This is a genomic window from Fictibacillus sp. WQ 8-8 (genome assembly GCF_024494405.1).
Lineage (GTDB): Bacteria > Bacillota > Bacilli > Bacillales > Fictibacillaceae > Fictibacillus_C > Fictibacillus_C marinisediminis.
Window position 1 is genome coordinate 112,195 of sequence record NZ_JAMXKG010000010.1, and the last position, 23,190, is coordinate 135,384.

The 23,190-nt window shown below is 43.6% G+C and carries 21 protein-coding genes and 1 pseudogene; all 22 read left to right on the forward strand.

Annotation, left to right across the window (positions count from 1 at the left end):
• Positions 1 to 56: 56 nt before the first annotated feature.
• Positions 57 to 257, forward strand: a complete 201-nt coding sequence (locus tag M1K46_RS19810; RefSeq protein WP_062234529.1) for a DUF3311 domain-containing protein — start codon at positions 57 to 59, stop codon at positions 255 to 257.
• On the forward strand, positions 254 to 1,744 hold the full coding sequence (locus M1K46_RS19815) for a sodium:solute symporter family protein (protein ID WP_256227398.1): 1,491 nt from the start codon (positions 254 to 256) through the stop codon (positions 1,742 to 1,744). The genes M1K46_RS19810 and M1K46_RS19815 overlap by 4 nt, the downstream gene beginning before the upstream one ends.
• 137 nt (positions 1,745 to 1,881) lie before the next feature.
• On the forward strand, positions 1,882 to 3,507 hold the full coding sequence (locus tag M1K46_RS19820; protein ID WP_256227399.1) for an amidohydrolase: 1,626 nt from the start codon (positions 1,882 to 1,884) through the stop codon (positions 3,505 to 3,507).
• 54 nt (positions 3,508 to 3,561) lie between these two features.
• Entirely contained in the window at positions 3,562 to 4,647 is a 1,086-nt protein-coding gene (locus M1K46_RS19825) for a C45 family autoproteolytic acyltransferase/hydolase (protein ID WP_256227400.1), read from the forward strand.
• Positions 4,648 to 4,721: 74 nt separating this feature from the next.
• Positions 4,722 to 4,916 carry a flavin reductase family protein gene (locus M1K46_RS19830; RefSeq protein WP_256227401.1) on the forward strand — a complete coding sequence of 65 codons (195 nt, stop codon included), beginning with the start codon at positions 4,722 to 4,724 and terminating at the stop codon, positions 4,914 to 4,916.
• Between the two features lie 58 nt (positions 4,917 to 4,974).
• On the forward strand, positions 4,975 to 5,310 hold the full coding sequence (locus M1K46_RS19835) for a flavin reductase family protein (RefSeq protein WP_256227402.1): 336 nt from the start codon (positions 4,975 to 4,977) through the stop codon (positions 5,308 to 5,310).
• 1,430 nt (positions 5,311 to 6,740) lie between these two features.
• Positions 6,741 to 7,799 (forward strand): Gfo/Idh/MocA family oxidoreductase, encoded by a 1,059-nt coding sequence (locus M1K46_RS19840; protein WP_234293234.1) that lies wholly within the window; start codon positions 6,741 to 6,743, stop codon positions 7,797 to 7,799.
• Between the two features lie 21 nt (positions 7,800 to 7,820).
• Positions 7,821 to 8,813, forward strand: coding sequence for a Gfo/Idh/MocA family protein (locus M1K46_RS19845; protein WP_091009930.1), 993 nt, complete (start codon positions 7,821 to 7,823; stop codon positions 8,811 to 8,813).
• A 67-nt stretch (positions 8,814 to 8,880) separates the two neighbouring features.
• The gene (locus M1K46_RS19850; protein ID WP_256227403.1) at positions 8,881 to 10,389 is read left to right on the forward strand and encodes a sugar ABC transporter ATP-binding protein; all 1,509 of its coding nucleotides are present in this window, start codon (positions 8,881 to 8,883) and stop codon (positions 10,387 to 10,389) included.
• A 4-nt stretch (positions 10,390 to 10,393) separates the two neighbouring features.
• Positions 10,394 to 11,389, forward strand: a complete 996-nt coding sequence (locus M1K46_RS19855; protein ID WP_062234559.1) for an ABC transporter permease — start codon at positions 10,394 to 10,396, stop codon at positions 11,387 to 11,389.
• 41 nt (positions 11,390 to 11,430) lie between these two features.
• Positions 11,431 to 12,396, forward strand: coding sequence for a sugar ABC transporter substrate-binding protein (locus tag M1K46_RS19860; RefSeq protein WP_256227404.1), 966 nt, complete (start codon positions 11,431 to 11,433; stop codon positions 12,394 to 12,396).
• Between the two features lie 75 nt (positions 12,397 to 12,471).
• A complete protein-coding gene (locus M1K46_RS19865; RefSeq protein WP_256227405.1) occupies positions 12,472 to 13,479 on the forward strand; it encodes a LacI family DNA-binding transcriptional regulator in 1,008 nt (335 codons plus the stop codon).
• A 159-nt stretch (positions 13,480 to 13,638) separates the two neighbouring features.
• On the forward strand, positions 13,639 to 14,661 hold the full coding sequence (gene iolG, locus M1K46_RS19870; RefSeq protein ID WP_091009924.1) for an inositol 2-dehydrogenase: 1,023 nt from the start codon (positions 13,639 to 13,641) through the stop codon (positions 14,659 to 14,661).
• A 26-nt stretch (positions 14,662 to 14,687) separates the two neighbouring features.
• The gene (gene iolC, locus M1K46_RS19875) at positions 14,688 to 15,692 is read left to right on the forward strand and encodes a 5-dehydro-2-deoxygluconokinase (RefSeq protein WP_256227406.1); all 1,005 of its coding nucleotides are present in this window, start codon (positions 14,688 to 14,690) and stop codon (positions 15,690 to 15,692) included.
• Between the two features lie 37 nt (positions 15,693 to 15,729).
• Complete coding sequence (locus M1K46_RS19880) at positions 15,730 to 17,193, forward strand: CoA-acylating methylmalonate-semialdehyde dehydrogenase (protein WP_256227407.1); 1,464 nt, start codon at positions 15,730 to 15,732, stop codon at positions 17,191 to 17,193.
• A gap of 96 nt (positions 17,194 to 17,289) precedes the next feature.
• A complete protein-coding gene (gene iolD, locus M1K46_RS19885; protein ID WP_256227408.1) occupies positions 17,290 to 19,209 on the forward strand; it encodes a 3D-(3,5/4)-trihydroxycyclohexane-1,2-dione acylhydrolase (decyclizing) in 1,920 nt (639 codons plus the stop codon).
• Between the two features lie 31 nt (positions 19,210 to 19,240).
• Complete coding sequence (iolE, locus tag M1K46_RS19890) at positions 19,241 to 20,137, forward strand: myo-inosose-2 dehydratase (RefSeq protein WP_256227409.1); 897 nt, start codon at positions 19,241 to 19,243, stop codon at positions 20,135 to 20,137.
• A 50-nt stretch (positions 20,138 to 20,187) separates the two neighbouring features.
• Complete coding sequence (locus M1K46_RS19895) at positions 20,188 to 21,024, forward strand: class II fructose-bisphosphate aldolase (protein ID WP_091009909.1); 837 nt, start codon at positions 20,188 to 20,190, stop codon at positions 21,022 to 21,024.
• Between the two features lie 12 nt (positions 21,025 to 21,036).
• On the forward strand, positions 21,037 to 21,825 hold the full coding sequence (locus tag M1K46_RS19900; RefSeq protein WP_256227410.1) for a 5-deoxy-glucuronate isomerase: 789 nt from the start codon (positions 21,037 to 21,039) through the stop codon (positions 21,823 to 21,825).
• Positions 21,826 to 21,846: 21 nt separating this feature from the next.
• Positions 21,847 to 22,145: pseudogene (locus tag M1K46_RS19905) on the forward strand (Gfo/Idh/MocA family oxidoreductase); the annotation flags it as partial.
• 571 nt (positions 22,146 to 22,716) lie between these two features.
• The gene (locus tag M1K46_RS19910) at positions 22,717 to 22,896 is read left to right on the forward strand and encodes a hypothetical protein (protein ID WP_256227411.1); all 180 of its coding nucleotides are present in this window, start codon (positions 22,717 to 22,719) and stop codon (positions 22,894 to 22,896) included.
• A 122-nt stretch (positions 22,897 to 23,018) separates the two neighbouring features.
• Positions 23,019 to 23,129: a putative holin-like toxin gene (locus tag M1K46_RS25895; protein ID WP_375162226.1), complete on the forward strand. Its 111-nt coding sequence runs from the start codon at positions 23,019 to 23,021 to the stop codon at positions 23,127 to 23,129.
• The last annotated feature ends 61 nt before the right edge of the window (positions 23,130 to 23,190 follow it).

Consider the following 23,190-nt stretch of genomic DNA (forward strand, 5'->3'; position numbering starts at 1 on the left):
TTGGAAATACACAAAATCATAGATTCAGTAAATAGTATCTAAAAGGAGGGTATGTTTTGAAATCCATTAAACTGTTGCTCTTTTTGCCTTTTATCGGAGTATTAGGTTTCATGCCGTTAGCAAACAGGATCGAGCCTTATGTACTAGGGATGCCTTTTCTCTTATTTTGGATTGTATCTTGGATGGTGCTGTCTGCTGCTATTTTAATGATTGTATATAAGCTTGATCCTGACAATAAAGGGAGCGATGTAGAATGAACCTATCATTATTCATCATTTTTGTATTCTTGATCCTGGCTCTTTATTTAGGCATACGCGCAAGAAAAGGAAAAGTTATGGATATGGAGCAATTTGCCATTGGAGGCAGGGGCTTCGGAACTTTGTTTATTTTTTTGCTGATTGCTGGTGAGGTTTATACCACGTTTACGTTTCTAGGTGGAAGTGGGTGGGCCTACTCAAAAGGAGCAGCGGCTTATTATGTACCTACATATATTTTTTTAGCTTATGTACTATCTTATTGGCTTGCGCCCAAAGTTTGGAGATATGCGAAAGAACATAATATTATATCTCAGCCTGACTTTTTTGCATCGAAGTACAGAAGTCAGGTAGTGGGTGTGGTTGTGGCTATTGTGGGATGTTTAGCCCTGGTTCCATATATAGTCATTCAATTTAAAGGGTTAGGAATCATTGTCGCGGAGGCTTCTTACGGAGCGATTTCCCCAGTAGCTGCCAGCTTTATCGGTGCCATCGTCGTAACCACTTATGTCATGGTATCTGGTATCCATGGCTCTGCCTGGACAGCAGTAGTGAAAGATTTTATGATTTTGGCGATTGTCGTATTTATGGGTATATTTATTCCCATGCATTATTTTGGTGGGATCCAACCCATGTTTGAGTCCGTTCAGGCCGTTAAACCTGAATTGTTAACGTTGACGGACCAGGGTCTTAGTAATTCTTGGTTTATCTCAACCGTTCTTTTAAATGCTGTGGGCTTTTATTTACTGCCTAATTCATTCATGGTCGTTTTATCCGCGGATGGGGAAAAATCCATTCGCAAAAATGCGATCACTTTACCTTTGTACACTTTACTGTTGCTTTTTGTCTTCTTTATAGGATTTGCCGCAGTAGTACAAATTCCAGGGTTGCAAGGAGCGGATGGAGACCTTTCGCTTTTAAGGCTCGCCATTCAAACATTTGATCCTTGGGTAATCGGCCTAATCGGAGCAGCCGGTCTATTGACTGCTTTAGTTCCTGCTTCTGTTATGCTCATGGCTGCATCAATTGGTTTAACAAAAAGCTTTTATAAAGTGATTGTGCCAGCGGCCACTGAAAAACAACAATTGATTGCCTCAAAGGTGTTTATTGTTGGACTATCTTTTGTCGCTTTAGTTTTAACTATAACTGGGGGAGAAGCATTGGCCATATTAAATATCGTAGCGTACAGTATTATCACTCAACTGGCGCCAGCGTTGATTTTCAGCTTATCGAAAAACAATGTTGCCAATAAATATGGTGCAATTGCAGGTATAGTCGCGGGAGTTCTCGTAGTTCTTTATGTGACGATAACAGGGGTAAAGATAAGCACTTTCATACCAAATGTACCACACGCAATCAACGACATTAGTACCGGAGTGGTAGGCTTACTAATAAATGTAATCGTTACGCTCGTAGTTAGTCTTGTCACTAAGAACAGGGCTGTTAGCACACTTCATGTAAATGAAATTAAGAAAAGCAGTATTTCTTAAAGCTCAATTTTTCGGATCTTTGGACGGTCAAAGATGGAATCAATTATTTCCCAAAAGAATGGGCTTCTTACGACGATTTGGAATCACGGGCCTCAAACGACATTCAGAATACTTTAAAAGTAGAAAGGGATGTGTTTATGAAAGCCGATGTTGTGTTTGTCAATGGGGAAGTTATTACAGTAGATGAAAAGAATTCGATAGTAGAATCTGTAGCTGTCAAGAATAACTGCATTGTGGCTGTCGGATCTAATCAGGAGGTTACGGAATTTATCGGAGAAGCAACACAAGTGATCGACCTGCAAGGAAAAACACTTCTGCCTGGCTTTATAGATTCTCATTTACACCTCACCATTTATGGGACAAACCTATTAGGGGTAAGCTGTATTAATCCTCATATTAAATCTCTTCATGATATATTTGTAGATTTGCGGAAAAAGGCAGAAGAAACACCTAAAGGCAACTGGGTGCGTGCTTGGGGATTTGATGAAAAAGAGGTAGACGAAAGCCGTTTCCCCACCAGGGAAGAATTAGATGAAATTTCAAACGAGCATCCCATTGTTATCATTCGTACGTGTAATCATACATGCATAGCTAATAGCAAAGCATTGGAACTGGCTAACATGAATGAAACTACACCCGATCCTGGAGGTGGCATTATAGAGCGGGATGATAATGGCAAATTAACGGGGAAACTGATTGAAAACGCGCATATGCAAATGTTTCAGGTTGCTAAATACAGTGAAGAAGAGCTCAAAAAATCAATGAAGCTTGCTTCAGATGAGTTCATCCGGGCAGGGATAACAAGCATTCATGATGCAGGTGGATATGGTGAAGGCTCTCAAAATATTCGTATTATGCAACAGGCCGTTCAGTCAAAAGATATACGAGTAAGGGTGTATGCGTTGATTGGCTCCTTAACTAATTCACATGATTTCGTTAATCAAATGGTTGAAGCAGGCCCGATAACAGGTCTTGGAGATGATCATTTTAAAATTGGACCAGCCAAACTTTTTACCGATGGCAGCAGCACCGGACCAACGATCGCTACACGAGAACCTTATACTAGTAATCCAAATGACCATGGTATTATTTACTACAGTCAAGAAGAGTTAAATCGTATTTTAGGTAATGCCCATAAAAAGGGATTTCAAATAACAGCACATGCACAAGGTGATCGCGCCATTGAAATGTTTCTAAACTGTATCGAAACGGCACTACAAGAGCATCCCCGTGATAACCATCGACACCGTATTGAGCATGCTGGGATCGCTTCTCCTGATCTACAGCAGAGAATGAAAGATCTTGGTGTCGTTATTATTCCGAATCCAGTGTTTATGTACGTCAACGGTGATGTATATAGGCAGTATTATGGAGAGCGTGTGAACGTGATGTATCCCGCCCGTGATTATATTGATAAAGGGATCATCGCTGCTTTTGGTTCTGATACTCCAGTGACCTACAGCGATCCTTTGCTTGGTATTCATGCCGCAGTTAATAGAAGATCGAAGTCAGGAAAAATGGTAGGAGAGAATCAATGTGTAGATGTAGTCGAGGCGATTCGTGCATACACTTGGAACGGGGCATATGCCAGTTTTGATGAAAAGGTTAAAGGGAGCCTTGAAGTCGGCAAACTGGCAGATATCGTTGTCTTAAACGAAAGCATTTTAAAAGTTGATCAAACCAAGATCAAAGATTTACATGTCGAAATCACCATGATTGATGGTGGAATTTTATATCGCAGTGAACAGTTAGTAGAGATTTAAGAGTATAGGTCCAAAATTACGAAGTTACCATATTCTTGATTAGGGGGAACCACATTGCAGCCTTTTCCATTGATCCAAGTAAGTGGCTCTGCACTTGAACGCGGCCGGCAAATTGGAATGAAAGCTAAAAAGCAAATCGTTCACAATATAAATACCTACAAAAAGATTTTCATGGATATGGCTGGTGTAGATTGGGCTACCGCGACAAACCGTGCTGCCGATTATATTCCTTGGATTGAAAAATATGACCAGGAAATCATGAATGAGATCATTGGAATAAGCGAAGGATCGAATCAGCCATTGCTGGATATTGTAGCATTAAATTCAAGAAGTGAAATTATTTTAAATACAGATGGCTGCACAAGTGTTGCTGTTCTGCCAGAAGTTACTAAAAACAATGAAACATTACTTGGTCAAAATTGGGATTGGAATGATGTTATTAAGCCAGGAATCATCATTCTAGAAATTGATCAAACCCCGCGGCCAAAAATATTAATGGCTACAGAAGCAGGGATTGTTGGGAAGATTGGAATGAATAGTGAAGGTCTAGGTGTTTGCTTAAATTTGCTTGGAACAAAAAACAATACCATGGGAGTTCCCATTCATATCGTTCTTCGGGGGATTTTAAACAGCAAATCGATCTCACAAGCAGTCGGACAAGTTGCAAGATTACGACGCGGAACAGCTGCTAATTTTCTAGTTGCGGATGATGAAGGTGTCGCATTCGATATTGAATCAACATGTACCGATTTTGATGTATTATATCCATCTGCAGGGACAATCAACCATACCAATCATTTTGTAAGTAAGCGGATGGATTTTTTAGATACTGCCAGAGAAAAATTCCCTGACACCTTTGTCCGTTATTGGCGTTCTCTTAATTTATTATCCACACATAAATCTGATATCGATGAGCAGACACTCAATCATATATTTACAGATCACTTCGGCTACCCAGATTCAATTTGCCGCCACGGTGATTTATATCCAGTAGACTTAGGACGGATTTCAGCCAGTTGTACCGTTTTTTCGATCGTTATGAATCTATCAAAAAAGACGTTTGAGATTTCGACTGGGCAGCCATGTTCTAGTGATCATCATACTTATCGCCTATCCCAGTTACAACTAAATGAATACTAATCTTTTCATCCGTTAAAAGTAGGGGTGGAACGTTTTATTACAATGAAAAAGTGAAGGAAAAGGAGAGAAAGCCCGTGCAATTTAACCCATCTCAGCTCGCAGCAAAAGACGTATACAAATTGTTAACAGGTGCAGTTGTTCCTCGGCCAATCGCATGGGTATCGACGATTTCTGAAGAAGGGGAATTAAATCTCGCTCCATACAGTTTCTTCACAGTGGCATCAAGGCAACCTCCCCTGTTATGTATTTCAATAGACAGGCGAACGTGAAGGAACAGTAAAGGACACACTTCAGAATATACGCTCACAAAAAGAGTTTGTCATTAACGTGGTATCATCTGAATTAGGTAATCAAATGCAGAAAACAGCTGAAAATTCTACCCGTCATGTTAATGAATTTGAGGAGGCGCAGTTAACTCCCATTCCTAGTGACTTAGTGAAGCCAATGCGTGTAAAGGAAGCACCGATCCAAATGGAATGCCGGCTAGAGAAAATCATTCCACTTGGCACTGACCATTTAGTCATTGGACAAATGATTCGTTATCACATCCAAGATCAATACTATTTGGGTAATTATAAGGTTAACTTAGAGAAGTTAAGTGCACTCGGTAGATATGCAGGGAATTATAGTGTAAGTACAGAGTTTTTCACACTGCCAAAATAATTTGAATCGAATGGATCGTTTCTTAAAGAGAAATAGGTTACTTTCCGGTTAAAGGTATGATGTAAGGAATCTAAAGAAGAAGTGAGTTGCACTCACTTCTTCTTCATTGTTTTTTATAATTTTCAATTGTCCATGGATATGAGAAGCGTTTATCGCATATTGATTTCCTTAAAGAACCCCAAACGCCGTTCTTCCCCCTCACTTTCCCGAGAAGATATGCCTATTTGGTAACAGCGGATGAGATTGTTAATGCAATAAAGAAACAAAAGTTACTTTTTTAATAGCTGTGCTAAATGGAGATGTTGATATTTTTATTATTTACATGTTATTAGAAGAGCAATTAGTAAAAGGAATGACAGCAGGGGTTGTAAAAGGTTAAGCTTAAAGCAAGAAACATATGTTAAGTGGCATAAACTTTATACTTTAAAATCTATTAAAGAATAGGATGACGACCTAATTTTTAAAAAACAAAATAAGCTGTTTGACATATTACATTAGGGATATGTCAAACAGCTTTATTTATTATTGTTTTTCCAGCATTATGAAAGAAAGTTGGGGATAGTGTTTACTAAGAAGCAGAAGCACTTATTCTTGCGATAAGTATCTATGATGGCGTTTGATGGGTGGACCTGTTAACAAAGTGGCATTAAGTGGCAAGTATAAGTGATGCTCAGAACAGTGAAGTAAATAAAGAGAAAATAAGGTTGCCTATTAACTGATAATATCATTCATGTTAAGATTGGATAAAAGCATGTTTTAAGTTATCTACTCAATATCATTGGGAACGTTCCCAAATAAACCAGGGGGAAAATGTCGTAGTAATCCGCGGTTACCAACACAAAAAAACAACCCACCCTGCACGGCCAATGCAGGTATAGATTACTTTTTTGTTGCCTTATTTACTTAGCCACTGCACTTCATACTGGGAGTATTGGTTAGTGGCCCAAACTCCCTTTTTCTACTATATTCCTTATATATATAATATAAACATTTATAGTTTTCAAATCTTAAATCTTTTTTTTATTCCTCACTTCTCTCCTGAACTTATTTCAACCCTATAGTTTAGTTCCCACAATTCTTTTCATACCTGCTGTACTCATATCTTGTGTCTGATAGCTTGAATTTTATGCTTGCTCTGTGGAAAAGTAGTCCTTCAGAAGGGTCTCAGTATAGGGCGAGATTATCGGCTTTTGCCAAGAGGGATCGTTCATAAAGTGATGCACAAAGGTATTTCATTCTGAATTCAAAAATTTATATTGACTCATAAATAGTCAGAAAAGTATAATAAGTAAAAGGAAAGCGCTTTCCTATTTTACTTCCTACAACTAGTGCAAAAATAGTTTTTAATTGCATAGTTTTATTGTCCGTTTAGGAATAGATACTTTTTTATTTTAGGAAAGCGCTTAATTATTTGAAGTGAGGTGAAGCTCTTGCATAAAACAATAGTTAAAGTGGGGATTGTCGGACTGGGCAGGCTGGGCAGGCAGCATGCGGAAAACTTGGCATTCCGGATTCCTTTTTGTGAGTTGGCCGCTGTTTGCAGCATAGACTCTGAAGCCGTGAAACAGGTGAAAAAAGAGTGGAATGTTCCATATGCTTACACAGATTACGATGAGATGCTGGCTAATAAAGAACTGGATGCCATTTTCATTGCAACTCCGTCCGGTTTTCACTGTGAGCAAATTGAAAAAGCACTACACGCCGGTTTTCACGTGTTCAGTGAAAAACCACTTGGTTTATACTTGGAGGAAGCGATTCGGGTTCAGAAAGCGGTAAACAGAAATAAAGAAAAGGTGTTTATGCTCGGTTTTATGAGGAGATACGACCATTCCTATGCTTATGCGAAAAAGAAGATAGAGGAAGGCAAGATTGGCGAGCCTGTTTTAATCCGCTGTTATGGGCTTGATCCCGCAAAGGCGATGGACGGATTTATGAAGTTTGCCAAAAAGAATTACAGCGGCGGTTTATTCCTGGACATGGCCGTTCATGATTTGGATCTGGCACGTTGGTTTCTGAATGCGGAGGCCCGGCAGGTGTGGGCGATCGGTGGGAATTATGCCTATACAGAATTTGAAGAGCTGAATGATGCAGAAACGGGAGCAGCTCTCGTTAAATTTGAAAATAATAAAATGGGCATTTTTGTTGCCAGCCGCAATTGTGCGCATGGTTACCATATTGAAACTGAAATTATCGGTACAAAAGGCAGTTTGAGAATCGGGACGGTTCCTGAAAAGAACAGGGTTACGGTCTTTGACGAAAGCGGAGCGGTAAATGAATGTTCAGACGGCTTCCTTGAACGTTTTGAACAGGCCTATTTAAGTGAAGCGGAAGAGTTTATATCCTGCATTCTGGAAAACAGGCAGCCTGAAGTTACTGTTGAAGACGGCGTTCTTTCTACTTGTTTGGGCTACGCATGCAAAGAAGCCTTTGAAACGGGGGAGCTTAAAACCGTCCAGTATCCTGTTACAGCCCCTCCTTTGGTTCGCTGATGAGAGGAGGATCAACTATTTATGACGCAGATTAAATGGGGAATTCTGAGTGCAGCCAATATTGCTTATGATCAGCTTGTTCCAGCCCTCAGACGTTCAGGCCATGGATTTGTGACTGCAGTTGCTTCCAAAAACAAAGGGAAAGCAGAACGTTTTCAAGTCCCTGAAATCTACGAAAGGTATGATGCACTCTTAAAAGCCCCGTACATAGATGCTGTATATATACCGCTACCTAATGCTCTCCATGCAGAATGGGCAGTGAAGGCGATGAATCATGGAAAGCATGTTCTTCTGGAGAAACCAGCGGCATTGACAGAGGCTGAGATGGTTGCCATTAAAGAGGCGGCCGATAAAAATGATGTTGTCTTTATGGAAGCTTTCATGTATCAGTTTCATAAACAGCATGAAAGAGTAAAAGAGCTTCTTGTATCAGAAGTAATCGGTGAATGGCGCCATGTAAAAGCCCATTTTTCCTGGATGCTTGATAACGATGAGGACATCCGCCTATCCAGGGAACTTGGTGGAGGGGCGATGCGGGATGTAGGTTGTTATGGAATTCATGCTGTAACCCAGATCGTTGGCTTTAGACCGGCAAACCTCTCCATGACGGCACGAATTCCTTCAAAGTATGGAGTTGATATTACGTCCACCTGTGTAATGGCTGATGAAAATGGGCGGATAGCTGAGATCTTTGCATCAATGGAGATGCCATTCATTAACCGTTATGAAATTATCGGTTCTAAGGGCTCCATAACAGTGGATTCCTCCTTCCGTCCGGATGAATCCAGTGATGGGTTTGGGAAGGTAACGGTAAGGGACAGCAATTATCATGTAATATTACTGGAAAGACATTCGGATGACCAATATTTAAACCAAGTCGAGCATTTTCATGAATGCATCCTCAAGAATAAACAGCCGGCCTATAATGCAGCTCATTCAGTGGACATGGCTCGCTATCTGGAAAAAAGCTATGAATCACTGGAGAATAATTCGATTTTGGTGAACGTTGGTTAATTTTTAGGCATTAAAGGTAAGCGCTTTCCTTCGTTTGGTGGACGTTTAAAAAGAAAGGGGCTTGGATATGGCCGTTGAAACAAAAAGTCTTCTCGAGATCAGAGGAATTAAAAAGAGTTTCGATCAAAACCATGTGCTCAAAGGGATTGATTTTGATGTAAAGGCGGGGGAAGTCCATGTTCTGCTCGGTGAAAATGGGGCCGGAAAATCTACACTTATTAAAATATTAACTGGAGCCTATCAGAAAGATGCAGGGGAGATTTACTGGGAAGGTAGAATGGTAGACCTTAATACTCCCGTTGATGCCATGAATTTAGGGATTGCGACCATCTATCAGGAGCTGAACCTCATTCCCCAGCTCAAAGTTTATGAAAATATTTTTCTTGGCAGGGAATTAAAGCGCAGTGGAAAACGATCTTTGCTTGATCACAACGCCATGCATGAGGAAGCGAAGCGTTGCTTAAAGATGCTCGGCCAAAACCCTAATATTGCAGATATGCAGGTTTCGAGACTGGGGATCGGCCAGCAGCAGCTCGTTGAAGTAGCCAAAGCGCTTGCTTTGGATGCAAAACTGATTATTATGGACGAGCCTACTTCCAGCCTCAGTGCCCAGGAAGTAGACCAGCTGTATAACTGTGTGGAGTCTCTGAAGGCGAAAGGGATTGCTATTGTTTTCATTTCCCACCGGTTGGAAGAGATCAGAAGGCTGGGCGATCGGATTACCATTCTAAGAGATGGCTTCAAGATTGATACATTACAAGTGAGAACAACAGAAACGGATTACTGGATAGAATTGATGGTTGGACGTTCTTTGGATGAAAAATTCCCCAAACAAAACTTTACACTTGGCAAAGAAGGGTTCAGGGTCGAGGGCCTTGAGGTGGAAGGGACTCAGGAACCTGTCGGATTTTCTGTCCGGTATGGCGAAATCATAGGTATTTCAGGCCTGGTTGGCGCCGGGCGTACGGAGCTTGCAAGAGCCATTTTCGGAGCGGATTCAAGCAAGAATGGCAAGATCTTTATTGATGGGAAAGAAGTAAAGATCAAGTCTCCAAGGGATGCCATTAATTCCGGGATTGCTTTTATCACAGAGGACAGGAAAGGGGAAGGGCTTCTTCTTGATCAAAAGCTGGACTTCAATATCGTTATGGCAAACATGAAGAAATTTACTGGTAAATCCAGATTGATTGATTTGAATGCCATACGTGAGGAATCGGAAAATTATATTAATGAACTGAAGGTTCGGCCGAATAACCTGGAATTGAATGCCCGCAACTTAAGCGGCGGGAACCAGCAGAAGATCGTCATTGCCAAATGGCTGTGCACCCAAGCAAAAGTTTTCATCTTTGATGAACCGACAAGAGGAATTGACGTAGGGGCAAAGGTGGAGGTATACCGCTTAATGAACCGCCTTGTTGAAAACGGAGCGATTGTCATTATGATTTCGTCAGAGCTGCCAGAAATTCTCGGAATGTGCGACCGTGTGCTTGTCATGAGTGAGGGGAAATTTACCGCTAATTTTAAAATTGAAGATGCCTCTCAGGAGAAAATTATGAAAGCGGCTACAGGAGGGTGAAAATATGAGTGAAATCGTTGTTCAAAAGGAAAATGGTACAGTAAAAAAGAACCTAACGATCAAAAATATACTAAGCAAGTTCGCGCCGCTGATTGGCCTCGTCTTATTGGTAGTCGTCTTAACAGTATTGTCTGACAGGTTCCTGACGGTAAACAATGTGATGAACATTGCACGCCAGTCATCGATCAATTCGCTGCTGGCCATCGGAATGCTGCTTCCGATTTTAACCGCAGGGATCGACTTGTCTGTTGGTTCAGTACTGGCTATCTCAGTGATGCTGATGGGTGTTACCACAGTGAACATGGGCAGCAATCCTTTTATCGGGATTCTCGTCTGTCTTGGCGTGGGTTCGGGGTTCGGCTGGTTTAACGGAATATTATTAACCAAACTTCGTCTTCCGCATCCGTTCATTTCAACTTTGGGAACGATGAACATTGCCCGCGGGATCGCGCTGATCATTACAGCGGCTGCACCGATTGCTGGCTTTCCGTACATGATTCAATTTATCGGAAGAGAATTTGTCGGTCCTATCCCTGTGAGTTTTATACTCGTCATTGCAGTGTATGTCATCTTCCATATTTTTTTAACAAGAACACAAACCGGGCGCTATATCTATGCGATTGGTGGAAATCCTGAAGCGGCCCGCCTTTCTGGGATCAATGTGGATCGGGTACTGATTATTGTTTATACGATCAGTGGTTTGATGGCAGGACTTGCAGGCCTCGTCATGGTTGGCCGTGTTAACTCTGCCTTCCCGCTTGCAGGACTTTCCTACGAACTTGATGCAATAGCTGCCGTCATTATCGGTGGAGCTAGCTTCCTGGGGGGCGTGGGTACTGTATGGGGTACATTAATTGGTGCTCTCATTATCGCCGTGCTGAGAAACGGGCTTAACTTGCTGAACGTATCCGCCGATTTCCAGATGACAATAATTGGTGCGGTTATTATCGCGGCTGTTTATGTAGACGTTCTTCGCCAGCGCAAAAACAAAAAGAAGTAGGATGGAAGACTTTGAAAATCAAAAAATGGGGGAATTCAATCATGATAAGTAAAAAGTTTAAACTGTTTGGTGCAGCAGTAGCTGTTTCTTGCATGGCACTGACTGCTGGCTGCAGCGGCGATAAAGCAAATGGTTCAGGGGGAGGAGATGAAAATGTTTCCGTTGTTTTGAAAACGTTATCCAGCCCTTATTGGAAATATGTCGAGGCGGGGGCGAAAGCTGCAGGTAAAAAGCATGGTGTCAATGTTAATGTAGTAGGTCCCAACGCGGAATCGGAAGTCATGCAGCAGGTGAACATGATTGAAGACCAGCTAAGCCAGTCTCCGGGAGCCATTGTTGTTGCACCGTCACAGCCTGAAACGGTTGCGCCGTCCCTGGAAAGTGCCGTTAAATCTAAAGTGCCGGTTCTACTGATTGATTCAAATGCAGATTTTAAAGGGAAGACAACATTTATCGGAACAGAAAACTTTACCGCGGGACAAGAAGGCGGTAAATTGCTGGCCTCCATGCTCAAAAAAGGGGATAAAGTCGTGCTGATCCAGGGGGCTCTTGGAAACCCGGCCACGGACGAACGGATTAAAGGGGCAGAGGAAGCTCTTAAAAAAGCCGGAATGGAAGTGGTATCCAAACAGCCTGCTGACAGCGATAAAACAAAGGCAATGTCTGTAATGGAGAATATCCTGGAAAAAAATGAGGATGTTAAAGGTGTGTTCTCCGCAAATGACGATATGGCCCTTGGTGCGCTTCGCGCTGTAAAAGCCAAGAATTTGGATGTAAAAATCATTGGGACGGACGGAACAGAGGAAGCGGTAAAATCCATTTTAGACGGCGGCCTTGCAGGAACAATTGCCCAAAGCCCGTATAACATGGGCTACAAAGGGGTTGAGAATGCCTTGAAAGCCATTAAAGGGAAAAAAGTTAAGAACCGCATCGACAGCGGGATTGATATAATTACAAAAGACAATGCAGAAGAAAAACTGGAATTCCTGAAGAAGATTTCAAAATAAAAACCGAAACTAACCCGTGTCCTTTCTGGCATGATAGAATAGTGAAAAGGAAAGTTTTGAGGAGTTTAAACCAACATGAAGCCTACCATTTATGATGTAGCCGAAAAGGCGGGTGTCTCAATAGCTACGGTTTCCAAAGTAGTAAATAATACCGGGCATATCAGTAACAAGACGAAGAAAAAAGTGTTTGATATCATGCGGCAGCTTGAATATCAGCCCAGCAGCCTGGCTGCTGCGCTTACCGGAAAAAGAACATATACGATTGGTGTGCTTGTCCCTGATATTGCCAATCCATTTTTTGCTGAGGTAGCCCGAGCGCTTGAAAATAATGCACGCGAAATTGGCTATTCAATTATTTTATGCAGTACAGATTACCAAATGGAACGGGAACAAGAATATCTCGAACTGCTGTTAAAAAAACAGGTGGACGGCATTATTATTGCCACCGAGCCTAAAGACTTAAGTGCATTTCAAAGGCTGCAGAACCGTAAGGTCCCTCATGTCATGTTTTCGATTGACCATATGGCTTTGTCTGCCCAGGTGGTAAGCACGGATGACACGAGAGGCGGATACCTTGCAGGAAGCTACTTGCTGGCTAAAGGGCATCGCAGAATGGCAGTCATTACAGAGCTGAATAGAGCAAGCGGCCTGCTTCGGCTAAAAGGATTTAAACAGGCACTTCATGATCAGGGGATTGAATTGGAAGGCTCGTCCGTTATTGATGCGGTATCAAAAATTGAGAATGCAAAACAAGCGGCCAGCAAAATTCTTCAGATGGAGAAAAAGCCCACTGCCGTTTTTGCTTCAACCGATCTAATCGCAGCCGTATTCATGAATGAAGCGCGCAAAGCGAATGTTTCCATTCCATATGATATTTCTGTGATCGGTTTTGATAATACCATTCATGCCGAAATTGCAGACCCTGGGTTGACTACGATCGCCCAGCCCATTTCGGATCTGGCCCGTTATTCCATTCAGCAGCTGCTGAAATCTATAGAACAGCCGGATTTGCAAGGACATCGAATTTTATTGACACCGAGATTAATTGAGCGTGAATCGGTTATTGACGTAAGGGATGTATAAAAAGGCCGGTACATTAATCGGCACTTTTATTTGGCCTTTAAGTTAAGCGCTTAACTAAAATAATGACTTTCTTATCGTGGTATAAATTACCAGGTGGGATTAAAGTTTAAGGAAAGCGCTTAACTCAAAAATGGAAACTGCTTAAGGAGGAGGAGAAACATGAGTTTGAATGTAGGAGTAATTGGTGCTGGAAGAATTGGCAAATTGCATGTGGATAACTTAAGGCTGGTTCCTGATATTCAGGTGAAGAGTGTGTCAGATATAGTAGTGGATCACCTTGAATTATGGGCGAAGGACAAACAAATTAAAGTATTAACCTCAGATTACCGCCAAATTTTGAATGATCCCGAGATCGATGCAGTCTTTATTTGTTCTCCGACCAATACACATGCCGGAATGATCATGGAAGCGGCTGCCGCAGGAAAACATATTTTCTGTGAAAAACCAGTAAGCTTTTCCCTTAAAGAAACGGAAGCCGCCCTTAGTGCAGCGGAGAAGGCAAAGGTAAAACTTCAAGTCGGATTCAACCGCCGGTTTGATCCAAATTTCAGGAAAATACGCTCGCTTGTCCAGGACGGAGCCGTGGGTGCGCCTCATGTTTTGCGTATTACATCGCGTGATCCCCAGCCGCCGGGAGTGGACTACATAAAAACATCAGGCGGACTGTTTATGGATATGATGATCCACGATTTTGATATGGCCCGGTATATCATGGGCAGCGAAGTTGTAGAAGTTTCGGCCTATGGAGCTGTTTTGGTGGATCCATCCATAGGCGAAGCCGGTGACATCGATACCGCCATTGTATCGCTAAAGTTTGCAAATGGGGCACTGGGAGTGATCGACAACAGCCGCCAAGCGGTATATGGATATGATCAGCGCCTGGAGGTGTTTGGAAGCAATGGCGCCGCCCAAGCCGAGAACAACCGGCCGACAAACGTGGAGGTATCCACTGCTGAATCCGTTTCAAAAGACAAACCGCTGCATTTTTTCCTGGAACGCTATACACAAGCCTACATTGATGAAGTAAGCGAGTTTGCTGAAGCCATTCTTTATGATAAACCGGTCGTTTGCAGCGGATTTGACGGCCTTCAAGCACAGCGGATTGCCAAAGCAGCTAAGAAATCCCTGGAAACCGGAGCGCCGGTATTGCTGGACCAAGTGAGCCGACAAGCCGCTATTTAATAAAAATCAGGAAGGAGTCAAGCCATATGAATCCTCTTAGCTTTAAACAAGATCGGCCGCTTGATGTTATAGCGATTGGCCGGCTATGCATTGATTTAAATGCAAATGAGATTAACCGTCCGATGGAAGAAACTCTCACCTTCACCAAGTATGTCGGCGGCTCTCCTGCGAATATTGCCATTGGATCGGCACGGCTGGGCCAGAAGGCAGGTTTTATCGGGAAAGTTTCCAATGACCAAATGGGGCGGTTCATTACCGATTATTTAAAGAAGAACAAAATTGATACGAGCGGTGTATCGGTTGACCAAAAGGGTGCGGTTACAGGACTTGCATTTACGGAAATTAAAAGTCCTGATGATTGCAGTATTCTCATGTACCGTGATAACGCCGCTGATTTGAATCTCCATCCATATGATGTAGATGAGGATTATATCAAACAGTCAAAAGCCTTGTTAGTCTCCGGAACGGCTCTTGCAAAGAGCCCGTCACGGGAAGCGGCGTTCCTCGCATTGGAATATGCCGTAAAGAATGATGTAACCGTATTTTTTGATCTGGATTACCGTCCCTACACATGGACAGATGAAGCGGAAACCGCCGTTTATTACAACCTTGCCGCTGAAAAATGCGATGTGATTATGGGGACGCGTGAAGAGTTTGACATGATGGAAAAGCTGCTGAACACGGTGGAATCCAATGATGAGGATACAGCCGCCAGATGGTTCTCCCGCCGTGCCAAACTGGTCGTCATCAAACATGGGGGCGCAGGATCCATCGCCTATACCAAGGATGGAGAATCTCACCGAAGCGGTATATTCCCGACCACCGTGCTTAAAACGTTTGGTGCAGGCGACTCTTATGCATCCGCCTTTATCTATGGATTAATGAATGGAAAGGATGTCTCTGAAGCTATGAAAATGGGCAGCGCTTCTGCCTCCATTGTGATTTCCAGGCATAGCTGTTCCGATGCCATGCCGACGACTGAAGAGCTGATGAATTATATTGAAACGGCACGATATGAGACAGTTCAGTAATTTATAAAAAATTATAAAAGTAAAGGAGTTTTCTAAAATGGCAACCACTACTGTAAAAACATTGAAAAACTTTATTGGCGGGGAATGGGTAGAATCCGCTTCAGACAAAACGGAGGCAGTATACAATCCTGCAACAGGAGAGGAACTTGCTATTGTTCCGATCTCTACAAAGGAAGAAGTGGACAAAGCGGTCAGGGCGGCACAGGAAGCATTTGAAAGCTGGTCCCAGGTTGCTGTCCCGAAAAGAGCGCGCATCCTTTTCAAGTACCAGCAGCTACTGGTGGAACACTGGGACGAGCTTGCAAGACTCGTAACCATTGAAAATGGTAAAAGCTTTGTTGAAGCACACGGCGAAGTTCTCCGTGGAATTGAATGTGTGGAGTTTGCAGCAGGCATTCCGACTTTAATGATGGGGAAACAGCTGCCGGATATTGCGGCTGGCCTGGAGTCCGGAATGTACCGCTATCCGATTGGTGTTGTAGGCGGTATTACACCATTTAACTTCCCAATGATGGTACCATGCTGGATGTTCCCTCTGGCCATCGCGTGCGGAAATACATTTGTGCTGAAGCCATCCGAACGGACACCTCTTCTTGCACAGCGATTAGTTGAACTGTTTGTGGAAGCAGGCCTTCCAAATGGTGTGTTAAATATCGTGAACGGAGCTCATGACGTCGTTAACGGCCTCTTGGAGCACAAGCTGGTCAAAGCGATTTCCTTCGTGGGTTCACAGCCGGTTGCAGAATACGTATACAAAACAGCATCCGCCAACTTAAAGCGGGTCCAGGCCCTTTCCGGCGCGAAAAACCATGCGATTGTTCTTGCTGATGCCAATCTGAATAATGCAGCACAACAAATTACGGGAGCTGCCTTTGGTTCTGCCGGTGAGCGGTGCATGGCTGCTTCAGTAGTCGTTGTGGAAGATGCTGTTGCCGACGAATTAATTGCAAAGCTTAAAGAAGAGGCTGATGCGATCAGAATTGGCAATGGCCTTGACGAAGGCGTCTTCCTTGGCCCGGTTATCAGGGAAAACCATAAACAGCGTACAATCGGATACATCGAAAAGGGAGTTGAAGAAGGAGCTGTTTTAGTACGGGATGGCCGCAACGACGAAGCAGTAAACGGAAAAGGATATTTTGTCGGGCCAACTATCTTTGAAGGTGTAACACAGGATATGCAGATCTGGCAGGACGAAATTTTCGCTCCCGTCCTTTCCATTGTGCGTGTGAAAGACTTAGCGGATGCCGTTGAATTTACCAACGCTTCTCCTTTTGCCAACGGTGCATGCTTATTCACTGACAGCGCATCAGCGGTGCGGCAGTTCCGTGAAACCATTGATGCTGGCATGCTTGGAATCAACATTGGTGTTCCGGCTCCGATGGCTTTCTTCCCGTTCTCCGGTTACAAAGACTCTTTCTATGGAGACCTGCACGCCAATGGCACAGATGGTGTTGAATTTTATACAAGGAAGAAAATGGTCACCGCTCGATACTTGAAGTAATGCATATGACCAATTGGGAAGTGGAGGGACGGAGCGGTCCATGCCGCTTCCCTTTTGTACATATACCTTAAACCATAATGGAAAGGGGACTTTTCAGTGAACACCATCCGTTTAACTACAGCACAGGCCCTCATAAAATTTTTAAAACAGCAATACATTGAATTCGATGGCGTGCAGCAGCGGTTTGTAAAAGGGATTTTTACGATTTTTGGACATGGAAATGTACTCGGTCTTGGACAGGCGCTGGAAGAGAATCCGGGTGAATTGGAAGTATATCAGGGGCGCAATGAACAAGGAATGGCCCATGCGGCAATGGCGTATGCCAAGCAGAAGCACCGCAAACAGATCATGGCGGCCACTTCATCTGTCGGACCGGGGGCAGCCAACATGGTAACCGCTGCAGCCACTGCCACAGCAAATAATATCCCTGTTCTTTTGCTGCCTGGTGATGTGTTTGCGACACGCCAGCCGGATCCGGTGCTGCAGCAGATTGAACAAACCCATGATTTGTCTATTTCCACCAATGATGCTTTCCGTGCAGTAAGCAAATATTGGGACAGGGTCAGCCGTCCGGAGCAGCTGATGTCCGCCATGCTGAATGCCATGAGGGTGCTTACGAATGCGGCAGATACAGGGGCGGTCACCATTGCGCTTCCGCAGGATGTACAGAGTGAAGCCTGGGATTTTCCCGAAAGCTTTTTTGCCAAGCGCATTCACCGCATCAGCCGCCGCCAGCCGTCGGTTGAAAGTGTTCATGAAGCTGCGGCGCTCATTCAATCCAAAAAGAAGCCGTTTTTAATTTTTGGAGGAGGAGTCCGTTATTCAGAAGCGGCAGAAACCTTCCGCCAGTTTGCAGAGAAGTTTAACATCCCATTTGGTGAAACCCAGGCTGGCAAAAGCGGGATCGAAAGCGATCACCCATTAAACATGGGGGGAGTCGGTGTAACCGGAAATTCGGCGGCAAACACTTTGGCTAAAGAAGCCGATCTGATCATTGGCGTGGGAACCCGGTTTACGGATTTTACAACAGCATCCAAGCAGCTTTTCTCAGAAGCGGAAATACTTACCATCAATATTTCCGAATTTCATGCTTCAAAACTGGACGCGGTTCAAGTCGTCAGCGATGCCCAGGCAGGGCTGACCGCTATTGATGAAGCACTGGGGGATTACAGCTCAGGCTATAAGAACGAAATTGCTCAAGCAAAAGAAGGCTGGGAAAAAGAGCTGAACCGCCTTCATGAAATAACCTGGACTGAAGGTTTTACACCAGAGGTTGCTGGACAGCTCGATGATCAGCTTTCGGAATACAGGGAACTGTTTGATTCGGCTTTAACTCAAACGAGTGTGATTGGAAAAGTGAATGAGCTCATTGATTCTCAAGCGATTATTGTCGGCGCAGCGGGAAGCCTCCCCGGAGATCTGCAGCGGATGTGGAAAGCGAAAAGCCGGAACACCTACAACATGGAATACGGCTATTCCTGCATGGGTTACGAGATCGCAGGAGCTTTAGGCGCAAAGATGGCGGAGCCGGAAAAAGAAGTTTATGCAATGGTTGGCGATGGCAGCTTTTTAATGCTTCATAGTGAACTTGTGACCAGCCTGCAGGAAGGTAAAAAAATAAATCTTCTGTTGTTTGATAATTCCGGGTTCGGCTGCATCAATAATCTGCAGATGGAAAATGGGATGGGGAGCTTTGGAACGGAATTCCGCCGACGTAATCCAGAAACAGGTAAACTCGATGGCCCTGTAATGGAAGTGGATTATGCAAAAGTGGCAGAGGGCTATGGCCTTAAAACCTATACAGTACGAACGGCACAAGAGCTGGAAGCCGCCATCCTTGCTTCGAAAGAGCAAAATATAAGTACGCTGATTGACATTAAGGTGCTTCCGAAAACGATGACACACGGCTATGATTCTTGGTGGCATGTAGGGGTAGCTGAGGTATCGGTTAAGGAAAGCATAAAATCTGCCTTTCATAACAAAGAAGAAAATTTGTCCGGAGCACGCTCGTATTAAATAACAAAACATAAATAAGGGAGCAGGAATCATGTTTGAGAACAATCGAGTAAAGCTGGCGATCGCACCCATCGGCTGGACCAATGATGATTTACCGGAGCTTGGCGGAGAAATTACCTTTGAGCAATGCATCAGTGAAATGGCCCTTTCCGGATTTACGGGATGCGAAGTGGGCAATAAGTATCCGCGAGATCCTGAGGTATTGAAAAAAGCGCTCCACCTGCGTGGGCTGGAAATTGCGAGCGCCTGGTTCAGCGCGTTCCTGACATCCAGACCGATGGAAGAAAACATCGCCGCCTTCAAGGAACATCGAGACTTTCTGCATGAAATGGGTGCAAAAGTCATCGTTGTTTCAGAACAGGGGAACAGCATACAAGGGCAGATGGAAACACCGTTGTTTGAACAAAAGCCGGTCTTTACAGAAAGCGAATGGGAGTTATTGGTGGCCGGACTGCACAGGCTTGGGGATATTGCGGCAGAAAAAGGCATGAAAATTGTTTACCATCACCACATGGGTACAGGCGTTCAAACGACAGACGAAATCGATCGCCTGATGGCCGAAACGGATCCTGGAAAAGTGTCGCTTTTATACGATACAGGGCATCTGGTGTTTTCGGACGAGGATCCTATCCATGTTTTGAAGAAGCACATGGACCGGATTCATCATGTTCACTTAAAGGATGTGCGCATGGAAACTGCAAATGCTGTGCGGGAACAAAAGCTGAGCTTTCTTCAGGCTGTAAAGAATGGTGTGTTTACCGTACCGGGAGATGGAGTAATCGACTTTAAGCCAGTGTTTGAAGAGCTCGATAGAGCAGGCTATAATGGCTGGTTTGTCGTAGAGGCAGAACAAGACCCTTCCATGGCCAATCCTTTTGAATATGCAGTGAAAGCACGGCGATATATAAAAGAGCAAAGCGGTCTGTAAGAGGACTGCATAAAAAAGTCGAGGAAGAATGGTCAGCCAAGGAGGGTATTATGCCATTAGTAAAAATGAAAGAAATATTGGCTCATGCGGAGGAACATCTATACGGGGTAGGGGCTTTTAGTGTGGCCAGCATGGAAATGATTATGGGTGCGGTCTCTGCCGCTGAAGAACTCCGGTCTCCGCTGATTTTGCAGATTGCAGAAGTGAGGTTGAAGCACTCTCCGCTGCACTTAATCGGGCCAGCAATGGTGGCGGCGGCAAAAGAAGCAGACGTTCCGGTAGCCGTTCATTTTGATCATGGACTGTCGGAAGAAAAAATCCATGAGGCGCTTGAAACCGGTTTTTCCTCTGTAATGTACGATGGTTCTCATTATTCACTGGACAAAAACATCGCTCAAACCAAAAAAATGGCGGCACTGGCCAGGGAATACGGGGCAACGGTTGAGGCGGAACTGGGACAGGTCGGCGGAAGTGAAGATGGTTCAGTGGATCTCGAAGTCCTGCTGACCGGTGTAAAAGAGGCTCAAGCATTCACGGCTGCAACAGAGATTGATGCTTTAGCCGTAGCGATTGGCAATGCACACGGAGTGTACAATGGGGAACCTCGGCTGCGCTTTGACCGTCTTGAAGAAATCCATAATGAGGTAGATGTTCCGCTTGTACTTCATGGTGGTTCGGGAATTTCTGAAGATGGTTTCAGAAAAAGCATCGGGCTTGGCATCCGCAAAATTAATGTGGCTACCGCAACGTTTAACCAAGTGGTTAGTACGGTGAATAAGAATGCGCCCTTTACGGATTACTTTTCTTATCAAGAACAGGTAACTGCGGCCGCGGCAGAAAATGTGAAACGCCATATGCGCATGTTCAAAAGTGACGGGCGATTATAGGAGGGTAACAGCATGTATGAGAAACTTGGAGAATTAAAGGAAGGCTATACTACGATTACCGACATGAAAAAAAAGCATACGGATATGCTTCAGGATATTGGGATCTACACTTTATCTGAAGGAAGTGAACAGGTTCTTTTGGACGAAGAAAAAGAGGCAGCCGTTCTTCTTCTTGAAGGGAAAGTCGTGCTGGAATGGAATGGAGAATCCCGGTTGATTGAGCGGGAATGCCTTTTTGAAGAAGACCCATGGTGCCTGCATGTCCCAAAAGGCGTGGAAGTGAAGATTACGGCACAATCCGCCAGTGAAGTGCTCCTGCAAAAAACAGATAATGAGAAAGAATTTGAACCCAGGCTGTATAAACCTGAGGATTGCCAAAGCACAGTGGCAGGGGAAGGAGTCTGGAACGGTACTGCTGAGCGCGTGATCCGTACCATTTTCGACTACACGAATGCTCCATATTCCAATCTAGTCATCGGGGAAGTCATTTCCTATCCCGGCCGCTGGTCCAGCTATCCTCCCCATCATCATGATCAGCCGGAAGTTTATTATTACCGGTTTAACAAACCCCAAGGGTTCGGCTGTGCCATGGTCGGTCCTGAAGCTTACCGTGTGGAGCATAACAGCTATATAACCATACCCGGGAAGCTTGATCATCCTCAGGCAACGGCACCCGGATATGCCATGTATTTTTGCTGGATGATCCGCCACTTAGACCAAAATCCTTGGACGGATCGCATTATGGAGAAAGAACATAAATGGCTTCTAGAACCAGAGGCAAAAATCTGGCCTGAAAAATAGCTAATGTTATCTGATAGCCATGGCGTGGTCAATCTGCCAGAAGTGACCAGCATCATCACCCGGAAGGAAGCTAATCTGGGCACAAGCATTTTGATGTACTGGAAACAGCGTTTTAAGGATGCGTATGACAAAGAATTACAGGATTTTATGGATTCGGTCAAAAAACAGGTGAGCCTAATGGTCCGACTTCATGGGATGGTTATATTGCATCTGTAACAGCGGATGCTGGTGTGAAGGCACAGCAAACTGGAGAGAAAGAACCTGTCATATTAGTAGCAAAACCAGACTTTTATAAAAAAGGAATCGTCAAAATGGTTTGAAATATTTGTTTCACCTGATATTAACTATGAAAACGGATAACAAGCATTAGACCGGTTTATATTCGCCAATGACATATGCAAAAATTAGTTGGTAAGCATTATATCTGCTGGCTTTGAACTTTAAACCTCGCAGTTATTAAAAAAGATTATAATACTTTTGATTAGAACATAATATGATTAACGCACACAACTGCGTAAATCACGATTACAGGCTTTGAAAGACGCCCCTTTATTAGGGCGTTTTTTCTTTCTATTTCCATCAACTTTTCCAAAGTTTGTTTGTGATTGTTGTTCAAAGGGTAGGTAAGATAAAGAGTCATTTTTCATACATGTTTACCTGTAGCAACAAAAACTAGGGGACCGGGACATTTTTATTGCCGGTTGCCTTTTTTTGATTAGTTACATAAGACCAGGAGGTATTATAGAGAGATTTTCTTCGAATAAGAAATGTGTGTGCTAAAGCTATAAATAGCTGTACTTTTACCAACAAGAATAGTGTATACTTAGAGCGTATGTTCGCTTTTTGTGCATATTCAAATAATATAGTAAATCGTTAATTGGAGTGTTTATGATGTTAAGTATTGAAGGAGAAAAGGTTAGAGGGTTCTTATATGACTCGCTAGTAACTGCGAAGAGTGATTTAGGGAAAAATGAAACTATAGTTACAGAGGATCATGTATTATTCTTTATTATTAATTATAGAGACTATAATAAAGTCAGTAATGCTGGTTATGTAAAAGTATCTAATTAAAACCCTGCCAAAATGGGGTCTTCAAGTTGATTTTGAGGCTGATATGGTATGGTATAATTAAAACGCAGTTACATAAGCAGGGTGGCGGTGGCATCCCCGAAAGAAGGGGGGTGTAACCGATGATGACTACTTACGAAGCTTTAACACTCATGATAGCATTCGCAACCTTATTTTTTCGTAATAATCATCTCAAACACAAAAAAGTAACCACCCTGTCTGGCCAGACGAATTAATGGGTGATTACTTTTTCTTCTCATGTTCGATTCGAGCCGCCGCACTTCTTGCGGGTAGCTG

Bases quoted from the DNA above. Each gene is read 5' to 3' on its own strand.
- M1K46_RS19815 (WP_256227398.1), top strand. From the start codon at position 254: ATGAACCTATCATTATTCATCATTTTTGTATTCTTGATCCTGGCTCTT.
- M1K46_RS19820 (WP_256227399.1), top strand. From the start codon at position 1,882: ATGAAAGCCGATGTTGTGTTTGTCAATGGGGAAGTTATTACAGTAGAT.
- M1K46_RS19845 (WP_091009930.1), top strand. From the start codon at position 7,821: ATGACGCAGATTAAATGGGGAATTCTGAGTGCAGCCAATATTGCTTAT.
- M1K46_RS19850 (WP_256227403.1), top strand. From the start codon at position 8,881: ATGGCCGTTGAAACAAAAAGTCTTCTCGAGATCAGAGGAATTAAAAAG.
- M1K46_RS19855 (WP_062234559.1), top strand. From the start codon at position 10,394: ATGAGTGAAATCGTTGTTCAAAAGGAAAATGGTACAGTAAAAAAGAAC.
- M1K46_RS19860 (WP_256227404.1), top strand. From the start codon at position 11,431: ATGATAAGTAAAAAGTTTAAACTGTTTGGTGCAGCAGTAGCTGTTTCT.
- M1K46_RS19865 (WP_256227405.1), top strand. From the start codon at position 12,472: ATGAAGCCTACCATTTATGATGTAGCCGAAAAGGCGGGTGTCTCAATA.
- iolG (WP_091009924.1), top strand. From the start codon at position 13,639: ATGAGTTTGAATGTAGGAGTAATTGGTGCTGGAAGAATTGGCAAATTG.
- iolC (WP_256227406.1), top strand. From the start codon at position 14,688: ATGAATCCTCTTAGCTTTAAACAAGATCGGCCGCTTGATGTTATAGCG.
- M1K46_RS19880 (WP_256227407.1), top strand. From the start codon at position 15,730: ATGGCAACCACTACTGTAAAAACATTGAAAAACTTTATTGGCGGGGAA.
- iolE (WP_256227409.1), top strand. From the start codon at position 19,241: ATGTTTGAGAACAATCGAGTAAAGCTGGCGATCGCACCCATCGGCTGG.
- M1K46_RS19895 (WP_091009909.1), top strand. From the start codon at position 20,188: ATGCCATTAGTAAAAATGAAAGAAATATTGGCTCATGCGGAGGAACAT.
- M1K46_RS19900 (WP_256227410.1), top strand. From the start codon at position 21,037: ATGTATGAGAAACTTGGAGAATTAAAGGAAGGCTATACTACGATTACC.
- M1K46_RS19910 (WP_256227411.1), top strand. From the start codon at position 22,717: ATGTTAAGTATTGAAGGAGAAAAGGTTAGAGGGTTCTTATATGACTCG.
- M1K46_RS25895 (WP_375162226.1), top strand. From the start codon at position 23,019: ATGACTACTTACGAAGCTTTAACACTCATGATAGCATTCGCAACCTTA.